Consider the following 20935-nt stretch of genomic DNA (forward strand, 5'->3'; position numbering starts at 1 on the left):
GTAGGCAACATCTAAATTTTTTATTATGAAAACAGTAAAATTACTTCTTACAGCTGTGTTAATTGGATTAACAACTGTAGCAGTGGCATCTTCTAAAGAGAAAGGATATGCAACATTAGAAAAAGATTTAGACCTTACATCGCGCTATCGTTATGCACAACCTATTTTGTTTGTAGAGCGTGGTGTAGAGTTTTTAATCTTTGCTGATGGAAGCTTTGATTTTAACACCGATTTCCTAGGAAATTCAGCATTAGGAAACAATTTCTACAGAAATAGAAGAGGTCGAATTAACAGAGCATCCGGTGCTCCAGGAACCCAATCTAGACATTTTGGAGCTCGAGGTGTTAGAGTTACTCACGATTATTTAGGTCGTGTTAGAAGAATTGGAAACGTGTTTATTAACTACGACAGACAAGGACGCATAAAGCGTGCAGGAACTGTATATATGAGATATAAATTTGGACAGTTGTCTCAAGTAGGTAATTTAAAATTACACTACAATAGAAGAGGTCGATTAATCCGAACTACAGGATTTGTAAATTTTAGTAATCAAGGATGTGGCTTTTGTGGTATCTCAGGATGTCAAGCCAATCACTTTGATAATCACTTTCCTGTAAACCATGATTGGGATGATAATTATGATTTTGATGACAACGATGATTTTTACTATTATCGTAAAAACGGTACTGTAAAGAAGCATAAAAAATTACAAAAACAATTAAGAGACGATTAAACATAATCTCTATACTTAGCAAAGCCCAAAAGTTAATAGCTTTTGGGCTTTTCCTTTCAAAACACTTTATAAATAAGGCTTTTTGGAGTTTGGCACGCTGTTTGGTATTATCTAGATGAGTTTAACTTTAAAACCCAAACATTATGAAAAGGATACTATTTTTATTGGCAAGTGTTTTACTTATAGCAAACACATCTTACGCAACAACCAACGCAACTACAGAAGCAGAGTCTTCTTTAAATACATTTGTGAGAGGTTATGGCAATTCTTTCATATTTGTTGAAGACGGCATCGAATTTTCTGTCTTCCCAGATGGGCAGTTTGACTTTTATGCACAGGCTTTTGGTCCAAACGTAAATTTTGGAATTCAGAATAGAAACTTTGCATTTAGTTTTAATACAGGATATAATTATAATCCTTATGTGCAGTACGATAGCTTTGGTGCTGTTATTCAAATAGAAAATACACCTATATTCTATGACTTTTTTGGAAGGGTCAATCAAATTGGCAACGTATTTATAGATTATAATGGTTTTGGACGTGTAAGACGTATCGGAGGACTTAATATCTTTTACCGCGGTAATGTATTCTCTCACTACACAGGCTTTATTAACGTCTACAATAGAGGCTATATTTATAGACCATGGCATAGATTCTATGCAGTACCTGCTGTTAATCTATGTATCGTTAACACAAGACCTTATAGACAATTCTATACACCAATAAGAAATGTTTGGTACAGACCTTATAGAAATAATGTAAGATATGTTAATGTAAATGGTCGTCGAGGTAACGCCTTTGGAAGACGCTCTAATGATAATTATTATAGACGTTATGCACAATCTCCTAGAAATTCTAGAGAACGAAGTATCGGAAGACGTGTACAGGAGCGTAACGAGGCGATAACAAGAAGCAGAAGTACTAGACTAGCTTCTAATACAAATTCTAGCAGAAGAGGTAATGCTACTATAGATGGCAACAGAACTACCAGAAATACTAATGCAAATAGAACTCGTACTAATAGAAGTAATAATAGTGGTACTGTAGAGAATCGTTCTGCAAGAAATGAAAATATAAGAGGTTCATCTAGTAGAACTCAGAGGGCAACGACAAAACAGCGCTCTAATAGGTCAAATCGTTCTACTGTAAATAGTAGGTCTAACAGAAACACAAGTGTTGGCATGTCTAGAAATTCTAAAAGAGCAAATGTTGCATCGAATAGAACACAGAGGTCTAATGCTTCATCTGTCACTAGGTCAAACTCGTCAAGGAGTAATAAGTCAGTTAGAACAGCTCCTAAGCGACAGGAAAGAACGGTGTCTCAAAACACAAGAAAATCGCGCTCAGTAACTACAAAACCTAGTTCTAGTAGAAATTCTAAAGCGTCACGTTCTGGTTCAAAATCTAGACGAAGAGGATAATAATTTTTTTGATTGGTTAAGTTGAAAATCCTGCAAGTTAAATTAAAAGCTTGCGGGATTTTTTATTTGAAACGTAAATACTTTTTTACTTGAAAATTTATGTCGTCTGATATTTGCAATCTATAGACAATAAACACATAGACTAGTACTACTATAAATGATTTTAAAATTATGTTTATCAATGGGTGAAACCCAAATTCAAAATAATAGAAACTAAATGACATAGCTACTAAAATAGCAACGGTTTTAACTGTTTTCCATGTAAAAGGTTGCATATTGAACTTAAGTTTTACAAAACCTATTTTTAAGGAATTATAGATTACCACAGCCATAAATGTAGCTATTGCAGAACCTTCTATGCCGTACTTTGGTATTAGAATCATGTTAAAAACAATGGCTAGAAGCGCCAATAAAACCCCAAATACCAACACCATTCTGTAATAATCACTATTAAATAGTATCGCATTATTATTTCCTAGGATATTATCATATAATTTTGCCATGCTAATAGTAATTACGACAAATAATCCACCTGAAAATTGTTCTGGTAAAATTTCATAGAGCATATTGATGTTTGCTACAATAAGCAAAAAAATAAGACCGCTAATTACCAATAGATTAATAGAACTTTTTTTATATAAACTTAAAAGTTCGTCGCGTTCTCCAGAATTTAGAAACTTTGCTGTAAGTGGCATCATTATTTGATGCATAGAGCGCTGTGGTACAGAAATTACTGTCGCAATAAAAATGGCAACACTATAATAGGCCACATTTTCAATCGCAAGATATTGACCTATCATAAACTTGTCTAAATCTAAAATAATCATAGCAATAGAACCTGCTATAATTATTAAAAAACTATACTTTAAAATAGAAGATTGACTTTCTAATCTTTTAAAACTAATTACTGGTAAATGTAAACTAAAGGCATAAATCTTCATTATTAGCATCCTTAGAACATAGACGCCTACAACAGAAGAAATAAATGTGTTTACAGATATAAAATCTAAGTAAACACCAAATAATAAAATCATGATACAAACACGATGAAAAACCTCTCTCATGATATTTCCAAACACGGTCTTAAGTCTCACTTTGGACCACGAGAAAAAAACTTCGAAATAGGCCATGGCAATCGCAGTAAAAAAGATGTGCCATACATAATCATAAACTAAAAGATTTTTTTTCGATAATAAAGAAGCTATTACGTCATATCCTACTAAACCTGCTATTGCTGTTGGAACTATTACTATCAATGGCAAAAGAAGCATTAGCGTAAGAAAACTATTGAGACTGTTCTTAGTTTTAAATGTTGAATAGAATTTTATTAACGCATTTTGCACGCCAAAAGCCATAAAGGGCAACATGATATTGGCTGAAGACAATATAAAAGCAACTAAACCATAGTACGCATCGGACAAAAAATTAGTATACAAAAAAAGCGTATTAATCGCTCCTACACCAAAACCGACATAAGTCGTAAAGGTATTTTTTAACGATTGATTAATAACTATTCCCATGAATTAATTTTAAGTTTTTTAGACTTTAAATTTACATTAAAAGTTCTGAAAGCGTTTTTGTTAATGCCTTACGGCTGTATTTTTGTAAACCTATAGGATTTGACTTTAGATTTCCTTCTAAATAAGCTTCAAAGTAATACAAAACTTGCTTTTTTAGTTCTGATTTATCTGTGTATCTAAAATAACTGCCCGAGTTTGTAGAAGTGATGATTTGCTCAACATCCGAGTCCCTTGGTCCAATGGCTAAAATAGGCGTTTCAGAAATCATATATTCAAATAATTTACCCGGAATAATAGCTTTTGTGTCTTCAGAATCTATCTCAATTAATAGTAATAACTGCGATTTTTTTTGATATCGAATAGCTTCATTATGGCTGACATACCCGACTAATTTTGTATAATCTTCTAATCCGTAAAACTTTATAGAATTGATGATGACATCACTGACCACACCGACCAAATTTAACCGGAAATTTTGTTTAAATACTTCATTTTCAGTAATCAGTTCTGAAAATACCTCCCATAATATTTTTGGATTTCTGTTTGAAAGTAAAGAGCCAATATGAGATATTGTAAACGCCTTGTCTTTTTCATTAATCATAATAGAATTGGTGTCGTAACCATTTGTAATTACAGATATAGGTGTCTTAGTTTTACTTTGAAATTCATTCTTGGTATGGTTGCTGGTAACTAGTATTCTATCGGCATTATTTAGTACGTCGAGCTCTAATTTCTCATGTTTAAGTTTCGAAGATTTTAGTAGTTTCAAAGATTTATGGTATCCTATTGTTGTCCAAGGGTCGCGAAAATCGGCTAACCAATTAACACTTAATTTTTCTTTTAATTTTAGCCCTATGAGATGCAGACTGTGCGGTGGTCCTGTGGTGATAATGGTTTCGATATTGTGAGTTGCTATGTAATCCGATAAAAAATCCACTGATGGTCTTACCCAATTTTTCCTAGCATCTGGAATAAAGAAATTACCACGCACAAAAAGCATTATTTTTTCTAAAAACGTCTGCTTTTTTTTATCAGGAATTAGTCCGGAGCTAATAGTTTTCGTGTGCTTTCTTGATATTAGTTTAGCTAGCCCATAAGGCTCTTTTATTGGTGTTTTAATAGTCGTTAAATCAGTAGGCAACTCGTCCAACAAGCTATTATCTGTTATAGGGTAATTTGGATTTTTGGGATGGTAAACTATAGGCTTAATACCAAAGTCTGGCAAATATTCTACAAACTTTAACCAACGTTGTACACCTGGACCTCCGGCTGGTGGCCAATAATAGGTAATAATAAGTACTTTTTTGTCGCCCATACCTAGCTAAGATGTCGACTTCTGTTTTCTAAACTGCAATAACCCACCTAAAAGCAAAAGTATGCCTAACAAAACAGAGCTTCCTAAAGCAATTTTACTTCCAGTTTCTACTACTTGTGGCTCAAATTTAAAGGTAATGGTGTGCGTGCCTGATGGAATTTCTAATCCGCGTAATGCATAATTTACACGGACATGAGGTACTAATTCGCCATCAATGTAGGCATTCCAACCCTTGTAATAATACATTTCTGAAAGTACTGCAAATCCTTTATTTGTGTTTTTGGACTCATAGATTAATTCATTCGGTTTATGACGAATTAATTTTATCGCAGCTAAGCTATCTTTTTGATAGCTCTTTTTTAGTTGAAACGCTTCGGAAATAGATTTTAAAATAACAGCTTCATTCTTTGTGTCTAAACTGTCTAAAGCACCTATCTCTGCATCGCCATTTTCAACACTATTTATTTTAGTAACAAACCAAGCATTCCCATTAGGTTTTGTGTATTGTGTAGATGCTTCTATCCTACCTGCTTGGTCTTCGACCAATACATATTTTGTGTTAAGCATATTTAGAACCTCGGTGTTATTGTTATAAATATGAAAATCCATTAATGCATCAAACCTATGTAGTTTTGCGGCATGATAACCACTTAACGAATTGTGGAAATAGGCTGCGCGTGCTGGCTGTTGCTGTCCTTGTCTTGTAACATCTAAAACCCTAAAATGACCTTGGTCTTGTAGAATTTGTTGGTCTGCCTTTGTAACTTGATAAGGTTTATCTACTTGACGTGCTGACACAAAATTATCTGTATTTACATATTCTCTGTCTACCGAAACTAAATCAAAAAGAATAAGAACCCCAAAAACTATAATTAATACTTTTTCGGATAGTTTTTCTTTCAAAAAGTAGAAAATAGCACCTGCAGATAATAATACCAAAATCAACGTTCGCAGCGTATCCGCTACCAACAACGCTTTTCTATCGGACACTAAAGCATCTACAAAAGCTTGTCCATAGGCTTGAGCATATTGGTCGTCTCTTGTACCTTCAAAATTGAATAAAAATGAATGAAACAACAGCAATATCAGAGCTAATCCTCCACAAATTAAAACTGAATATTTTAATGCCTTTACCTTCTCTTCTCTTTTCTGAAAATCATTAAAAAGCCTTACCAGCGCGAATACACCTAAAACAGGAATACATAATTCTAAAATAACCTGAATAGAACTTACCGCACGGAACTTATTATAAAGTGGCACATAATCAATAAAGAAATCGGTAAGTAGGCTGAAGTTTTTTCCGTAAGACAGTAAAAGAGAGAGTATGGTACCGCCTACTAACCACCATTTTAATCGGCCTTTTACAAGAAATAATCCTAGGACAAAGAGAAAAATAACTACAGCGCCTACATAGGCTGGTGCTTCTACAATAGTTTGGTCGCCCCAATACATTGGTGCATTGCGGGAGGCTTCAATAGCATCAATTGGTGATGCTCCTAAGTTAATATACGCTTTATAAGTTGCAGATTCTTTCCCAACATCTTCTGTGCTTCCGCCACCCATAAATTTGGGGATGTATAGATTAAAAGTTTCTGCCAAACCATAACTATACTCCGTAATATAAGTTGGGTCTAAACCTTCTTTAACTTCTCTTGGCTCTCCGTTAGCCGTAATTGTTAAATCACTCTTACCACGTGTGCTCTCCTTTACATACTCTTGAGTCGCTAAAATATTGGTCGCATTTAAACCAACAGCCAAAATAGCTGCTATTGCTAATAACCCAACAGATTTAAAAAAATGAGGTAATTGTTTCTTTTTGTAGGCATCTACAAAATATGCTAGACCTAATACTATAACCAATAACAACAAATAATAGGTCATTTGGTAATGATTAGCTACAATTTCTAGACCCAACGCCACTGTTGTTAACAGAAAACCCCAAATATACTTTTCCCTAAATGTTAAAATTATACCTGATAAAACCAAAGGCATGTAGGCAATCGCGTGGGCTTTGGCATTGTGCCCAACACCCAGAATTATAATTAGGTATGTCGAAAACCCAAATGCTAATGCACCCAGAGCGGCGAGTTTAAAATCTACTTTTAAACTTAATAGAAGGATGTAAAACCCAATGAAGTATAAAAACAAATAATCTGCTGGTCGCGGTAAAAACCGAATCGCTAAATCTAACTTCTTTATATAATTATGTGGATATTTTGCACCTAATTGATAGGTCGGCATACCACCAAAGGCACTATTTGTCCAGTAGGTTTCTTCGCCTTGTTCTTCTGCAAAATCGACCTGTTGCTTAGACATGCCTATATAGTGCATAATATCACTCTGAAATATTTTTTTACCCTGTAAAACAGGACTAAAATATGCTAATGATAAAACAACAAAACCTATTAAAATTAATAAATGCGGTAGAAATCGCTTCACGTAAATAAACATGGAAAATAGATAATAGAATTAAGCCGAAAATTAATCAATTTCTTCGTAATCGATATATTCTCCAACCTTTTTATTTGATTGGCTATTATCGTTTGGCATTTTATCTATTACGGTTTCGCCTTCTTTTCGCTTAGGGTTATCTTGCTTATACTGTTGGTTAAACTGTTGCCCAAACTTCTCTTCCATTTTTCGCGCAGCAAATCGTATTAAAAAAGGTGCTAATAATCTAGAAAGTATTTTAATTATAAAATATATGGCTATTATCCATAAAATAGTTCTGGCTAATCCTACGACAGATAAGGTAAAAATCATATAACAGTATTATAATTCAAAAATACAATTAACATCATTTATAATCCGTTAATAATCTATAAAAAAAGTATAAAATCTCTATATTTGAAATCTAACTATAAGACCATGCAAAGATTAAAGCCGTTTTTTACAATGCTAACCATGTTAGCAACTTTGCCCATTTTAGCTCAATACACGGATGTTATTAACTCTAATAGACCAGGTGTATCTAAGGCTGCTTTTTCTGTCGGAACTAATGTTTTACAGTTTGAATTAGGAGGCTATACTGTAAAAGAAGAGCATACGCCTTTAAATTATGAAATATCTGGTTTTGGTGTCGACTTTGCTGCCAGGTTTGGACTATTATTAGAAGAATTAGAAGTAAATGTAGAAGGCACCTTTCAAAATGATACATTTACCAGTAACACATCGGCAATTCCTTTTGAAGATTCTCGGTCAAATTTTAGAAGCTTCACAATAGGCGCTAAATATCTAGTTTACGACCCATACAAAAATGCTGAAGAAGAAAAACCAAACCTATACAGTTATCATGCTAATAGAAGATTTAAATGGAAATCTTTAATTCCTGCTGTTGCGGTTTACCTTGGTGCTAATATCGATAGTAAAAACAATCCATTTGTACCTTACACGCCATTTACACAATCTGTTGATGGCGGTTTTAGTCCAAAAATTATGATAGCAACCCAGAATAATTTTGCTGGAGGTTGGGTTTTTGTTATGAACTTTTTAAAAGATAGAATAGGTACCGATTATTCAGACTTTCAATACATACTAACATTAACACATTCGTTCTCTGACCAATGGGTGTTATTTGGTGAAGCGCAAGGGATTCAAAGCGATTTCTATGCCGATAATATTTTTAGATTTGGTGGCGCTTATTTATGGACCAAAAACTTTCAATTAGATGCAAATATTGCTTTTAATGCAAAAGATACCCCTTCAGTCTTTAATATTGCTTTTGGAGCTTCTTATCGTTTAGACTGGCATAAAGACAAGAAAATTGATAATGGCGGTAATGTTGAAGATAAAACAGATACATCTAACCGTAAAAAGAAGCGTAAAAAGAAAAATACGGATTTCGATTCTGACAATATATAACCAACTGCATGATTGAAATTAAAGAAGCGGTTTCTAAAAAGGAAATGAAGCATTTTGTAAAATTTCCTTTTAAACTTTACAAAGACTCTAAATACTGGGTTCCTCCTATTATTAGTGAAGAGTTAAAAACTTTTAATAAAAATGAGAATCCTGTTTTTAAAGATGCAGATGCTCGATTTTTCCTGGCTTACAAAAATGGTGAAATTGTCGGTCGTATAGCAGCAATAATTAACTGGCTAGAAATTAAAAACCAAGATATCCAGAAAATGCGTTTTGGATGGTTCGATTTTATTGATGATTTACAGGTTAGCAAAGCGTTACTGAATGTCGTTGAAAAGATTGGTAAAGAGCATCAACTGAAATACACCGAAGGACCTGTAGGTTTTTCAAATTTAGATAAAGTTGGTGTAATGACTGAAGGTTTCGATAGCATTGCACCCATGATAACGTGGTACAATCATCCGTATTATGTAAAGCATTATCAGGCACATGGTTTTACCGTAGAGAAAGAATATTCCGAAAGTAAATTTCCTTTTGCCAACGTAAAACCCGAGTTTTTTAAAAAGGCGCAAGAACTTATTAAAAGACGATATAAGCTAAGAGCTTTGAGTTTTACAAAAACAAATGAAGTTATGCCTTACGCAGACCGCATGTTTGATTTGTTTAATAAAAGCTATGCGTCATTATCGTCTTTTGTTGAAATTACTGATGTTCAAAAAGAATACTTCAAAAAGAAGTTTATAAGCTTTGTTAATCCAGAATACATCAAGTTCGTTGTTGACGATGATGACAATCTTATAGGCTTTGCTATTGTAATGCCTAGATTTGCTGAAGCTCTTCAAAAAGCAAAGGGCAAACTTTTTCCTTTTGGATTTAGACATATTTTAAAAGCAAAGAAAAATAGCAAAGACGTAATTTTTTACCTAATTGGCATACATCCTAATTACCAAAACAAAGGCGTACATGCCGTTATTTTTAACGAAATGTACGAAACCTTTACTGCCAAAGGTATAGAAATGTGTTACCGCACGCCAGAACTAGAAGATAATGAGGCTATTCATAAAATTTGGAAGCACTTTGACCCTGTCGTGTATAAACGCAGAAAAACATTTAAGAAATACCTATAAAAAAAGGCTACCACACTTCGAGAATCCTCAGTGACCTGTAGCCTTTTTTATGTTCTTTAGAGGTATTCTATTCGCCCATTGCAGCCATTAAAGCAGCTGACATGCGTTTATAAGTACCATTATCTAAGCGCTCTCTAATCGCATCAAAAGCATCAAGAGTTTCTTCAACATCTTGTAATGTATGTGTCGCTGTAGGAATCATTCTTAATAAAATTAACCCTTTAGGTATTACAGGATAAACTACTATAGAACAGAAGATTCCGTGATTTTCTCTTAAGTCTCTAACCAAAGCCATGGCTTCTGGAATACTTCCTTTTAAATAGACTGGAGTTACGCAACTCTGCGTTGTTCCTATATCAAAACCACGTTCTTTTAAACCCGATTGTAAAGCATTTACAATCTTCCAAAGGTTTTGTTTTAGTTCTGGCATCGTTCTTAACATATCTAAACGCTTTAAAGCGCCTTTTGTCAATGTCATTTGCAATGACTTCGCAAACATTTGAGAACGTAAGTTATATTTTAAATAATCGATGATTTCTTTATCACCAGCAATAAATGCACCTGTACTTGCCATTGATTTAGCAAATGTTGCAAAGTACACATCTATATCATCTTGTACGCCTTGTTCTTCTCCTGCTCCAGCACCGGTTGCACCTAACGTTCCAAAACCATGAGCATCGTCAACCAAGAATCTAAAATTAAATTTTTTCTTAAGCTCAACGATTTCTTTAAGACGACCCTGTTCTCCACGCATACCAAAAACACCTTCAGAAATCACAAGAATTCCGCCTCCTGTTTGCTCTGCCATTTTTGTTGCACGCTCTAAGTTTTTCTCTAAACTTTCTACATCATTATGTTTGTAAGTAAAACGCTTACCCATATGAAGACGCACACCATCTATAATGCAGGCATGTGCATCTACATCATATACAATAATATCGTCCTTACCAACTAAAGCATCAATAGTTGACATGATACCTTGGTAACCAAAATTTAAAAGATAAGCAGCTTCTTTATTTACAAATGCTGCCAATTCGTTCTGAAGTTGCTCGTGTAAATCTGTATGACCTGACATCATACGCGCTCCCATTGGGTAAGCAGAACCATATTCTGCTGCGGCCTCAGCATCTACTTTACGAACTTCTGGATGATTAGCAAGCCCTAAATAATCGTTAATACTCCATGTAATAACTTCCTTACCTTGAAACATCATTCGGTTAGAAATTTGTCCTTCAAGCTTAGGAAAAACAAAGTAACCTTCAGCTTGTGATGCCCATTTTCCTAGCGGCCCTTTGTCTCTGTAAATCTTTTCGAATAAATCCTTCATATTATCGCTTTCGAAATCATGTAAACCAAATTACTTTGAATTTGATTTATTAATTTTTTGTTAAAATTAGTTTAGCTTAACTCAGCAAAATTAAGGCAAAATATTATGATTGCATAATTTATTTGGTCTTTATATTCACCAAGTTTTAAACATAAAAAACCCTTCAGAAATTCCGAAGGGTATATCTTTAGTGGCATATTTAGCTGGCTACTTGATGTACTCAATAGCTGCTTGCATTTCAGTTTTAGAATCAAAAAAGCCTTGGTCTTCCATCCACTTATCGTTGTAAACTTTACTCATATATCTAGAACCGTGATCCGGAAAAACGACTACTATGTTGTCATTGAGCTTAAACTCACCGTCGTCATTCAACTGCTTAATGGCTTGTAAGGCAGCGCCACTTGTATAACCTACAAATAATCCTTCTTTACTAGAAACTTCTCGCGCTGAATGTGCACTTTCTTCATCCGTAACTTTTACGAATTTATCTATAGCATCAAAATCTGTAGCTGTAGGAATTAAGTTTTTACCTAAACCTTCTATTCGATATGGGTAAATCTCATTAGCGTCGAACTCACGTGTTTCATGGTATTTTTTTAATACCGAACCATAAGCATCAACACCTATAATTTTAATATCTTTATTTTGTTCTTTTAGAAATCTTGCAATACCAGAAATCGTACCTCCTGTTCCACTACACGCAACTAAATGTGTAATCTTTCCTTCAGTTTGTTCCCAAATTTCTGGCCCTGTAGTTTTATAATGTGTCTCTGTATTTAACACATTAAAATATTGGTTGATATAAACCGAACCTTTTATTTCAGAATGCAGACGTTTTGCTACTTCGTAATAAGAACGTGGGTCATCTGCTTTTACATGAGCAGGGCAAACGTAAACCTTTGCTCCCATTGACTTTAACATGTCAATCTTATCTGGAGAAGATTTTGAGCTTACTGCTAAAATACATTCGTAACCTTTAATGATACTAACCATTGCAATACTAAATCCTGTATTGCCGGATGTTGTCTCTATGATAGTATCACCTGGCTTAAGAATACCTTGGCGTTCAGCTTCTTCTATAATATGAAGTGCTATTCTGTCTTTTGATGAGTGACCTGGATTAAAAGCTTCTACCTTAGCATAAAAATTGCCTTCGAAACCTTCTGTAACCTTGTTTAATTTAATTAGCGGCGTACTTCCTATGAGTTGAAGCACATTATCGTAAACGTGTTTACTTTTTGTCATAATCGATATTTACAAGTAACAATATATAAAATGCTACCTAAAACCGCGCAAAATTACAATATTTTTTTGGATTAAGCCCTAATTCCTTCAAGGTCTAATAGAAAAGCAAACTCCTCAGCATCTTCTTTTAAGGACTCAAATCGTCCTGAAGCACCACCATGACCAGCATCCATATTTGTTCGTAACAACAGTTTATTTGCATCGGTTTTTAATTCTCTTAGCTTGGCAACCCACTTAGTTGGTTCCCAATATTGTACTTGAGAGTCGTGCAAACCAGAAGTGACTAGTATATTTGGGTAGGCCGTTGGTTTAATATTGTCGTATGGCGAGTAAGATTTCATGTACTCGTAAAATAATTTATCATTTGGGTTTCCCCATTCGTCATACTCGCCTGTTGTTAACGGAATCGAATCGTCTAACATAGTTGTTACAACATCGACAAAAGGAACAGCGGCAACAACCCCATTATATAATTCTGGAGCTTCATTAATTACTGCACCAATTAACAAACCGCCTGCACTTCCGCCCATTGCATATAGGTGTTTTGATGATGTGTAGCGTTCCTTTATTAAATGAATGGAACAGGCAATAAAGTCTCTAAACGTGTTTTTCTTTTTTAAAAGTTTTCCATCTTCGTACCAATTTCGTCCTAAATATTCGCCACCTCTAACGTGCGCAATCACATAAATAAAACCTCTGTCTAAAAGACTTAATCGAATCGTAGAAAAATAAGGGTCTACCGTTGAGCCGTAAGACCCATACGCATATTGCAACAACGGGTTATTTCCGTCTTTTTTTAATCCTTTTTTATAAACTACAGACATGGGGATTTTTGTTCCGTCTTCTGCAGTTGCCCATAAACGTTCCTCGACATAATTCTCTTTGTTAAATGTTCCACCTAAAACTTCTTGCTCTTTCATTACAACCTGAGTCTTTGTTTTCATATTAAAATCAATAACAGAGGTTGGTGTCGTCATAGAATTATAGGCATAACGCAAGATATCCGTATCGAAATCTACATTGGTATCTGTGTAGCATGTGTAGGTTTCTGAATTAAAAGGCAGATAGTAGTCATCACTTCCATCCCATCGCATAATACGGAGTTGATTTAGGCCATTAGTACGTTCGCTTAAAACTAAGTAATCTTTAAAAATATCGACATTTTCTAAAAGCGTCTCTTGTCGATGTGGTATGAGTTCTTCCCAATATTCCATCTCTGTTTTGGACTCATGGGTTTTCATGAGTTTAAAGTTTGACTCTTTGTCTTTATTCGTTAAAATATAAAAATGGGAGTCGTAATGTGCTATGCTATATTCTAGTCCACGAACTCTAGAACTAAACTTTTTAAACTTACCATCAGGGTTGTCTGCATTTAGTATATGGTATTCATTAGTAAGCGTACTGTAGCAAGCAATGATGATGTATTTTCTGGATTTAGACTTATAAACAGCAACCCCAAACGTATCATCGCCTTCTTCAAAAACAAGTTGGTCTTTAGTTTCTCCAAGTCTATGTTTATAGATTTGAAATGACCTTAGCGTTTTTTTATCCTTTTTAGTGTAGAACAAGGTTTTATTATCATTCGCCCAGCTTGAAGAACCTGTGGTATATTCAATTCGGTCTTCTTTAATTTCGCCGCTATCTAAATCTTTTACATAAATCGTGTAGTTACGTCTTCCTGTTACATCCAAGCCATAAGAAACTGTGGTATTATCTGGACTTATAGATATACCCACAAGCTTAAAATAACTATGCCCTTCGGCCATTTTATTACAATCAAAAAGCAGCTCTTCTTCTGCCTCTAATGTCTCTTTCTTGCGCGTGTAGATTGGGTAATCTTTTCCTTTTTCGAACTTGGTGATATACCAATAGCCATTGTATTTGTAAGGCACAGACTCATCATCCTCTTTAATTCTGGATTTCATTTCTTCAAACAAATCTTTCTGAAAGTCTTTTGTATGTGCCATTATCGCATCGCAATAAGCGTTCTCTGCGTTTAAATGATTAACCACATCCTCGTCTTTTCTATTAGCCATCCAGAAATAATTATCGACCCTAACATCGTTATGTTTTGTCAGTTTGAAAGGAATCTTTTTTGCAATTGGAGGTTTTACGTTAAATGTTTCAGCCATTCTTTTAAGACGATTTTAAAATAAAAAGAGGCGCAATTTACTAATTTTGCATCTCATAAAATTTAAAATAGACTATATATGTTTGGAGATATGATGGGCATGATGAATAAATTGAAAGAAGCCCAAAAGAAAGTTGAAGAAACCAAAGAACGTTTGCATAGCGTTTTGTTAGATGAAGCCAGCAATGACAACAAACTGAAGGTAACGATTACGGCAAACAGAACGATAAAATCTCTAGAAATAGACGAAGAATTATTAACGGATAAGGAAATGCTCGAAGATTACTTAATCTTAACTCTGAATAAAGCGATTGAACGTGCTACTGCCGTAAATGAAGCAGAATTGGCGGCAGTTGCTAAAGAAGGTATGCCGAATATTCCTGGATTGTAGCCCCATTGTCCTGCGGACATTTCCCAATAGGGGAAAATCTGTTCACTGTTGTGTCGTAACAGTACCTTATAATAGTTTGTCATGCTGAACTTGATTCAGCATCTAACATATAATTTTAGACCTCAGAGGTTTTTAAAACCTGTGAGGTCTTTTTAATTTAAACTACAAGCTTTTCAAAATAGTTAGAACCCGCTCATGCATCGCATCTGTATAATCCAAATGCGTTACCATTCTCAGCTTATTGCTTCCCATTCCAATAATCTTGATGTTTTGCTCAGTCAGCTTGTTTAGAAATTCAGCTTCATCGATATGCGATTTTAATTCAAAAATTATGATGTTGGTTTCAATTGGCTCTACTTTTTCTATGTCTGAATGTTGACGCAACACCTCACCTATTTCTTTGGCTTTTTTATGGTCGTCGGCAAGTCTTTCAAAATGATTATCTAAAGCATATAACCCTGCTGCTGCTGCAAAACCGACTTGTCGCATTCCGCCACCTAAAATCTTACGAACACGGATGGCACCTTTCATCAATTCAGAATTACCAATTAAAACCGAACCCATTGGGCAACCCAAACCTTTACTTAGACAGACTGAAATGGTATCGAACAATTCGCCATATTGTTTTGGCGACTGTCCTGTTGCGATTAAAGCGTTCCACAAACGTGCACCATCAAGATGATAGCCTAAATCGTGTTTTGTTGCTACGCGTCTCAATTTTTTAAGTTCTTCAAAGTTCCAACATGCACCTCCGCCTTTGTTAGTGGTGTTTTCAACAGCTATTAATGAAGTTAGCGGACTGTGATAAAAATCTGGTGGATTTATAGATGCTTCCGCTTGTGTTGCTGTGAACATTCCACGATGACCATCTACCAATTTACATGAGATTCCGCTATTAAATGATGCGCCGCCACCTTCATAATTATAAATATGGGCGTATTTATCGCAAATCACTTGCTCACCTGGATTGGTATGTAATTTTAAGGCGGCTTGGTTGGCCATACTTCCTGTTGGGAAAAATAAGGCTTCGTCCATGCCAAACATATCGGCTAAGCGTTGCTCTAAAACATTAATACTTGGGTCTTCTTTATATACATCGTCACCAACTTCTGCGGATAGCATGGCATCTAACATGCCTTTGGTTGGTTTGGTTACGGTGTCGCTTCTTAGGTCTATTATCATATTTATTTCCCGTAAAAACCGGAATTTATTTTGTTAAACTAAGTTTTATTTTGACACGAATAGCACTAATTTACACGAATGGAATACTAAAAATCATATTTATAAACATTCGTGGAATTCGTGTCGATTTAATTTAATACTGATTATACTCACAAAAACCACTTCCAATTGGTGAACCATCAGGAATTTTTGGTGCTGCATCTAATTTGAATTTTTCTGGGTGTTCTTTAAATTCTTCAATTAAAGACAAATATTCTTCAGAGTATTTAAATTCTTCTGGAAATTTTTTGAAAACTTCGCTGATTGAGTTTATATATTTTTTTGCTAATGATTTCACTTGGAAATAAGAATTGTCATTTGTAGCTAAATTCATCAAGTATTTTAAAATATTCTTATTAATCATGTTTTGGATTTCATTCAGGTAATTGTCTTTATGAACGATAAAAGCCTTTTCTTTTGTAAGTATATCCAATACTGTATTCAAATCAATTTGTGTATCGTCCAAACTCTTCTGCAACACCAAACGATTAGCACGCTCAGGATGCAATAGATATTTTAAAGTCATATCGCTTGCGGTATTAGCAGCACTAAACGGGTCAAAAGCAACACCCGTTTTTCCTTTAAAAGATTCTCTTGTGCGACCATAACCAAATGCTCGTGGCGGAAATAAACTCAATTTATTCTTCGGAATGGCAAGGTTTTCAGCCGAAAGCGTTTTTAAAACAGCGTCCAAAGTTTCTTTTTGAAGTTTAACGTCAACAGGTTTCACCGTAAACTCTTCACCATCTTTAACCGCATAATTATAATCAAATCCACCTATAACCTTAGTCGCGGCTTCGGTTTGGTAACGATGATAAAAATAAAGCGGCACAAACACATCTTCTAAAACCGAATACGGCTCGTAACTCTTGATATTATCTTCAGAAAAATTTGCTATGGCTTGTTTGCGTAATTCTAAAACAGCATTTAATTCTTCAGCAGCACTTTTGCCATTGTCCCACAAATGTGCCGTAGCATGTGCGCCACCTGCTGCACGAGCGTCAGAATCTGTGATAAAACGATGACCTTCTTCAGTTGCTCTTTTCAAAATTTTATGCAATTCAGCTTTTTCATTTGCGTTCTTATCAAATTCAGAATAGCTATAAGCTACGGTGACTTTATCCCAATCGTCAATGCCTGTCGCGTAAGCGTTACTGAAATCTATGTTTCCGTTTTTAAGTTCAATTTGTGGATGCGGATAATCCATAACCGAAGCGCGATTATTGGCACTGGCTGCAAAGTTATGTGCAAAACCAATGGTATGACCAACTTCGTGAGCACTTAATTGACGGATACGTGCCAATGCCATGTCTAACATTGGTTGGTAATTATCATCACGCTCAGCAAAAGGCTTGTTCATCAAGGCTTGCGCAATCATAAAATCTTGACGAATCCGCAAACTTCCTAAACTCACATGACCTTTAATGATTTCTCCAGTTCTTGGGTCAACCACACTGCCGCCATAACTCCAACCACGTGTACTTCTGTGCACCCATTGAATCACGTTGTATCTACAATCCATTGGGTCTGCGTCTTTGGGTAGCATTTTAACCTGAAATGCATCTTTAAAACCAATAGCTTCGTAAGCTTCATTCCACCAACGCGCACCTTCTAACAATGCAGAACGCACTGGTTCTGGCGTTCCTGGGTCGAGGTAATAAATAATGGGTTCTTTAGCTTCACTCACTTTATCATTTGAATTTTTCTTTTCCAAACGATGACGAATAATAAAGCGTTTTCTAATATCGTCTTGAATTGGTGTTGCATAATCCATATAACTCATAGAAATCGCACCGCTACGCGTATCAAAAATTCTTGGTTTATAATTATCATCTGGTAATTCTATAAATGAATGATGTTGCGTCACTGTAACTAATGTTGGTGTTGGCGTTACACTTCTAAGATTTCGACCTGTAGGATTTCCTTTAAAGGTTAGCATGGCTTCAAATTCTACATTCTTAGGAAATGCTTTTGTGCGTTCTAAAGCTAATGCGCTTTTTGATGCATCTATTTTGTAAGTGCCTTCGCCTCTACCTTTTAAACGTTCTGAAACATTATGTGCATCTTCCATTAAAAATGGCGTAAAATCAACATAAAATGCGCCGTCTTTTTGTTCTAATATTTTGAATCCGAATAAAACGGACTTCGCAAAAGCTTGTTCTATGCTTTTCTTTTCTAACTCGTTATCGGTATTTGCACGAAATTTTAAATTTGGCTGAATTAGCAATAATTTATTTCCTGCTTTTTGAAAATAAACCACACGTTCGTTACCCAATTGTCCTCGATCTAAGCCTATGTCGTTACTACCTACACCAGAAGCGAGAGAATTCACATAAAGAAATTGGTCGTTCAGCTTTTCAACTTTTAGATAAATTTTATCAGTAGCTTCTTCATAATAAAAATCAAAATACCCTTCATAAGCTTTCAGATCTTTTTTATTGGTAACTTGAGCTTGAATAGATGTGGAAAACAAAAAAAGAAAAGTGAGTTTTATAAGGTGTTTCATAGTTGATTTTTTTAAGCGACATAAAACTACGGAATTTCTAAAAATTTCCTTCAAAATCAGCAAGACTTTAAAGCATCCTATTATATTTGCAGAAATTGATGATTGATGATTACTTCAGACCAAATAAAAGCACTTAATTCCCGTCTCGACACACTGAGACAGTATCTTTGACTTAGATGCCAAACGCATAGAAATTACCAACGAAGAAGAGCAAACCTTCGACCCAAATTTTTGGAACGACTCTAAAAAGGCAGAAGCCGTAATGAAATCGCTTCGCGAGAAAAAAAGTTGGGTCAATGATTTTGAAAATGCCAAAACACTCTTCGAAGATTTAGAAGTTATTTACGAGTTTTTCAAAGAAGATGAGGCACCAATGGAAAACGTTGAAGAGCGTTATGAAAAAGCCGTAAACGCCATTGAAAAGTTGGAGTTTAAAAATATGCTCTCGGAAGAAGGCGATTCGTTAAGTGCAGTTTTACAAATTACTGCTGGTGCAGGCGGCACCGAAAGTTGCGATTGGGCAAGTATGCTCATGCGTATGTACATGATGTATGCCGAAAAAAGTGGTTTTAAAATAAAAGAGCTTAACCTTCAAGATGGTGATGTCGCTGGAATTAAGACTGTGACCCTAGAAATTGAAGGTCCGTTTGCTTTTGGTTGGCTTAAAGGTGAAAATGGTGTACATCGTTTGGTACGTATTTCACCTTTTGATAGTAATGCCAAACGCCATACGAGTTTTGCTTCGGTTTATGTGTATCCTTTGGTGGATGATTCTATTGAGATTGAAATAAATCCCGCGGATATCGAAATCACAACAGCACGTTCAAGCGGTGCTGGTGGACAAAATGTCAATAAAGTCGAAACAAAAGTGCAGCTATTGCATAAGCCTTCGGGAATTCAAATTCAGTGCTCCGAAACGCGTTCGCAACACGATAACCGAGCACGTGCTTTACAAATGTTGAAGTCTCAACTTTATGAAATAGAATTACAAAAACGAATGGCACAACGTGAAGATATTGAAGCTGGAAAGATGAAAATTGAATGGGGAAGCCAGATACGTAACTATGTGATGCATCCTTATAAATTGGTTAAAGATGTTAGGACTGGGCACGAAACAGGGAACGTCGATGCCGTTATGGATGGCGATATCGAAGCGTTTTTAAAGGAATATTTGATGATGATGGGTCAAAAAGATTCGGTACAGTAATTGATTAAAAGAGTTTAACAAAATAAGATTCTCGTTTTCAAGGAAAATAAATATGATACAAATTTTACACAATCCGAGATGTCGGAAATCTAGAGAAGGTCTACAACTTTTGGAGGCCGCTAATAGTGAATTTGAAGTTATTAAATACCTAGACCATCCACTTACTGTTTTGGAATTAAAATCCATTATCAGTAAATTGGGGATTTCACCTTTGGATTTAGTAAGAAAAAATGAGGCTATTTGGAAGAGCGATTACAAAGGAAAAAATCTATCTGATGAAGACATCATTACAGCTATGGTTAAATATCCAAAATTGATTGAACGTCCAATTGTAATTAATAAAGATAAGGCTATTGTTGGGCGACCAGCAGAAGCTATAAAAACGATATTATGAGAAAATTAATCCTATTATTATCACTTATTTTGGCTAGTAATATTGCCGAAGCTCAATTTGGCGGTCAGCGTCAAAATAGATTTAATCGTCAACCGCGAACTAGTACAGAACCAACAGATACTCAGAAAGAAAAATTTAAAAATGATATGAAAGAAAAGCAACAAGAATTCATATCAAAATTTTTACTCAAACTTGATGCAGATGAGTTTCAGCAGGAAATTGTCAAAATAACTTTGACCGAATATTTTGAAAAACTTATATTATTTAACCAAAAAACTTTTGAGAGACAAATTGGAAAAGATGATGCCCTAAAAAAAATGCAGGATGAACACTTTGCCGATTTAAGAAGCTTAATGTCTAAGTCAGACATGAAAAAAATTGACGATTTGATTGAAGGAAAAAATTTAAAAGAATTAGACAAAGAAGAACGAAAAAAGAAAAAAAGAAAGAAGCGAAAAAAAGAAGAAAAAGAGGATAGCAAGAACAACGACTAGCCCATTTTTATATGACACTTATCATTTGCCGTTTTTGGTTTT

At 34.9% G+C, this 20935-nt stretch carries 17 protein-coding genes; 8 read left to right on the forward strand and 9 right to left on the reverse strand.

Annotated elements, in window-relative coordinates:
- The first annotated feature begins 25 nt into the window (after window positions 1-25).
- Both DFQ05_RS04395 and DFQ05_RS04400 read left to right on the forward strand, forming a co-directional pair.
- Window positions 26-733, forward strand: a complete 708-nt coding sequence (locus DFQ05_RS04395) for a hypothetical protein (protein WP_132703940.1) — start codon at window positions 26-28, stop codon at window positions 731-733.
- Window positions 734-876: 143 nt separating this feature from the next.
- Window positions 877-2154, forward strand: coding sequence for a hypothetical protein (locus tag DFQ05_RS04400; protein ID WP_132703942.1), 1278 nt, complete (start codon window positions 877-879; stop codon window positions 2152-2154).
- A gap of 62 nt (window positions 2155-2216) precedes the next feature.
- On the opposite strand, the gene DFQ05_RS04405 is transcribed toward DFQ05_RS04400, so the two are convergent.
- From DFQ05_RS04405 to DFQ05_RS04420, 4 genes are read right to left on the reverse strand one after another with little or no spacing between them, the layout of a single operon-like run.
- Window positions 2217-3674: an oligosaccharide flippase family protein gene (locus DFQ05_RS04405; protein ID WP_132703944.1), complete on the reverse strand. Its 1458-nt coding sequence runs from the start codon at window positions 3672-3674 to the stop codon at window positions 2217-2219.
- A gap of 31 nt (window positions 3675-3705) precedes the next feature.
- Window positions 3706-4989: a glycosyltransferase family protein gene (locus tag DFQ05_RS04410; RefSeq protein ID WP_132703946.1), complete on the reverse strand. Its 1284-nt coding sequence runs from the start codon at window positions 4987-4989 to the stop codon at window positions 3706-3708.
- 6 nt (window positions 4990-4995) lie between these two features.
- Window positions 4996-7440 carry a YfhO family protein gene (locus tag DFQ05_RS04415; protein ID WP_132703948.1) on the reverse strand — a complete coding sequence of 815 codons (2445 nt, stop codon included), beginning with the start codon at window positions 7438-7440 and terminating at the stop codon, window positions 4996-4998.
- A 30-nt stretch (window positions 7441-7470) separates the two neighbouring features.
- Entirely contained in the window at window positions 7471-7752 is a 282-nt protein-coding gene (locus DFQ05_RS04420) for a DUF4834 family protein (RefSeq protein ID WP_132703950.1), read from the reverse strand.
- Window positions 7753-7857: 105 nt separating this feature from the next.
- On the opposite strand from DFQ05_RS04420, the gene DFQ05_RS04425 reads away from it, so the two are divergent.
- Together DFQ05_RS04425 and DFQ05_RS04430 are read left to right on the forward strand one after the other, a co-directional pair.
- Window positions 7858-8850: a transporter gene (locus tag DFQ05_RS04425; protein WP_132703952.1), complete on the forward strand. Its 993-nt coding sequence runs from the start codon at window positions 7858-7860 to the stop codon at window positions 8848-8850.
- Between the two features lie 8 nt (window positions 8851-8858).
- The gene (locus tag DFQ05_RS04430) at window positions 8859-9977 is read left to right on the forward strand and encodes a GTP cyclohydrolase (protein ID WP_132703954.1); all 1119 of its coding nucleotides are present in this window, start codon (window positions 8859-8861) and stop codon (window positions 9975-9977) included.
- A 67-nt stretch (window positions 9978-10044) separates the two neighbouring features.
- Here the strand turns inward: DFQ05_RS04430 and capB are convergent, their stop codons facing one another.
- The 3 genes from capB to DFQ05_RS04445 all read right to left on the reverse strand — a co-directional run bounded on the left by capB (window position 10045) and on the right by DFQ05_RS04445 (window position 14681).
- Window positions 10045-11304 carry a cysteate-C-fatty acyltransferase gene (capB, locus tag DFQ05_RS04435; protein WP_132703956.1) on the reverse strand — a complete coding sequence of 420 codons (1260 nt, stop codon included), beginning with the start codon at window positions 11302-11304 and terminating at the stop codon, window positions 10045-10047.
- A gap of 207 nt (window positions 11305-11511) precedes the next feature.
- Window positions 11512-12549 (reverse strand): cysteate synthase, encoded by a 1038-nt coding sequence (gene capA, locus DFQ05_RS04440; RefSeq protein ID WP_132703958.1) that lies wholly within the window; start codon window positions 12547-12549, stop codon window positions 11512-11514.
- A gap of 71 nt (window positions 12550-12620) precedes the next feature.
- The gene (locus DFQ05_RS04445; RefSeq protein WP_132703960.1) at window positions 12621-14681 is read right to left on the reverse strand and encodes a S9 family peptidase; all 2061 of its coding nucleotides are present in this window, start codon (window positions 14679-14681) and stop codon (window positions 12621-12623) included.
- Between the two features lie 78 nt (window positions 14682-14759).
- Between DFQ05_RS04445 and DFQ05_RS04450 the strand changes: the two genes are divergently transcribed.
- On the forward strand, window positions 14760-15071 hold the full coding sequence (locus tag DFQ05_RS04450; protein WP_132703962.1) for a YbaB/EbfC family nucleoid-associated protein: 312 nt from the start codon (window positions 14760-14762) through the stop codon (window positions 15069-15071).
- Between the two features lie 162 nt (window positions 15072-15233).
- Here DFQ05_RS04450 and DFQ05_RS04455 read toward each other — a convergent pair whose 3' ends face one another.
- Window positions 15234-16253 carry a threonine aldolase family protein gene (locus DFQ05_RS04455; protein ID WP_132703964.1) on the reverse strand — a complete coding sequence of 340 codons (1020 nt, stop codon included), beginning with the start codon at window positions 16251-16253 and terminating at the stop codon, window positions 15234-15236.
- A gap of 133 nt (window positions 16254-16386) precedes the next feature.
- Entirely contained in the window at window positions 16387-18798 is a 2412-nt protein-coding gene (locus tag DFQ05_RS04460; RefSeq protein ID WP_132703966.1) for a zinc-dependent metalloprotease, read from the reverse strand.
- 105 nt (window positions 18799-18903) lie between these two features.
- Between DFQ05_RS04460 and prfB the strand changes: the two genes are divergently transcribed.
- From prfB to DFQ05_RS04475, 3 genes are all read left to right on the forward strand, one after another.
- Window positions 18904-20005, forward strand: a protein-coding gene (gene prfB, locus DFQ05_RS04465) for a peptide chain release factor 2 (protein WP_132703968.1) whose coding sequence is annotated in 2 segments (ribosomal slippage) — window positions 18904-18966 and window positions 18968-20005 — 1101 coding nt in all. Because the reading frame shifts where the segments join, the coding sequence is not laid out codon by codon here.
- A gap of 52 nt (window positions 20006-20057) precedes the next feature.
- Window positions 20058-20399 (forward strand): arsenate reductase (glutaredoxin), encoded by a 342-nt coding sequence (arsC, locus tag DFQ05_RS04470; RefSeq protein WP_132703970.1) that lies wholly within the window; start codon window positions 20058-20060, stop codon window positions 20397-20399.
- Window positions 20396-20893 carry a hypothetical protein gene (locus DFQ05_RS04475; protein ID WP_132703972.1) on the forward strand — a complete coding sequence of 166 codons (498 nt, stop codon included), beginning with the start codon at window positions 20396-20398 and terminating at the stop codon, window positions 20891-20893. The genes arsC and DFQ05_RS04475 overlap by 4 nt, the downstream gene beginning before the upstream one ends.
- Window positions 20894-20935: the final 42 nt, after the last annotated feature.

Source organism: Winogradskyella wandonensis (genome assembly GCF_004346845.1).
Taxonomy (GTDB): Bacteria; Bacteroidota; Bacteroidia; order Flavobacteriales; family Flavobacteriaceae; genus Winogradskyella; species Winogradskyella wandonensis.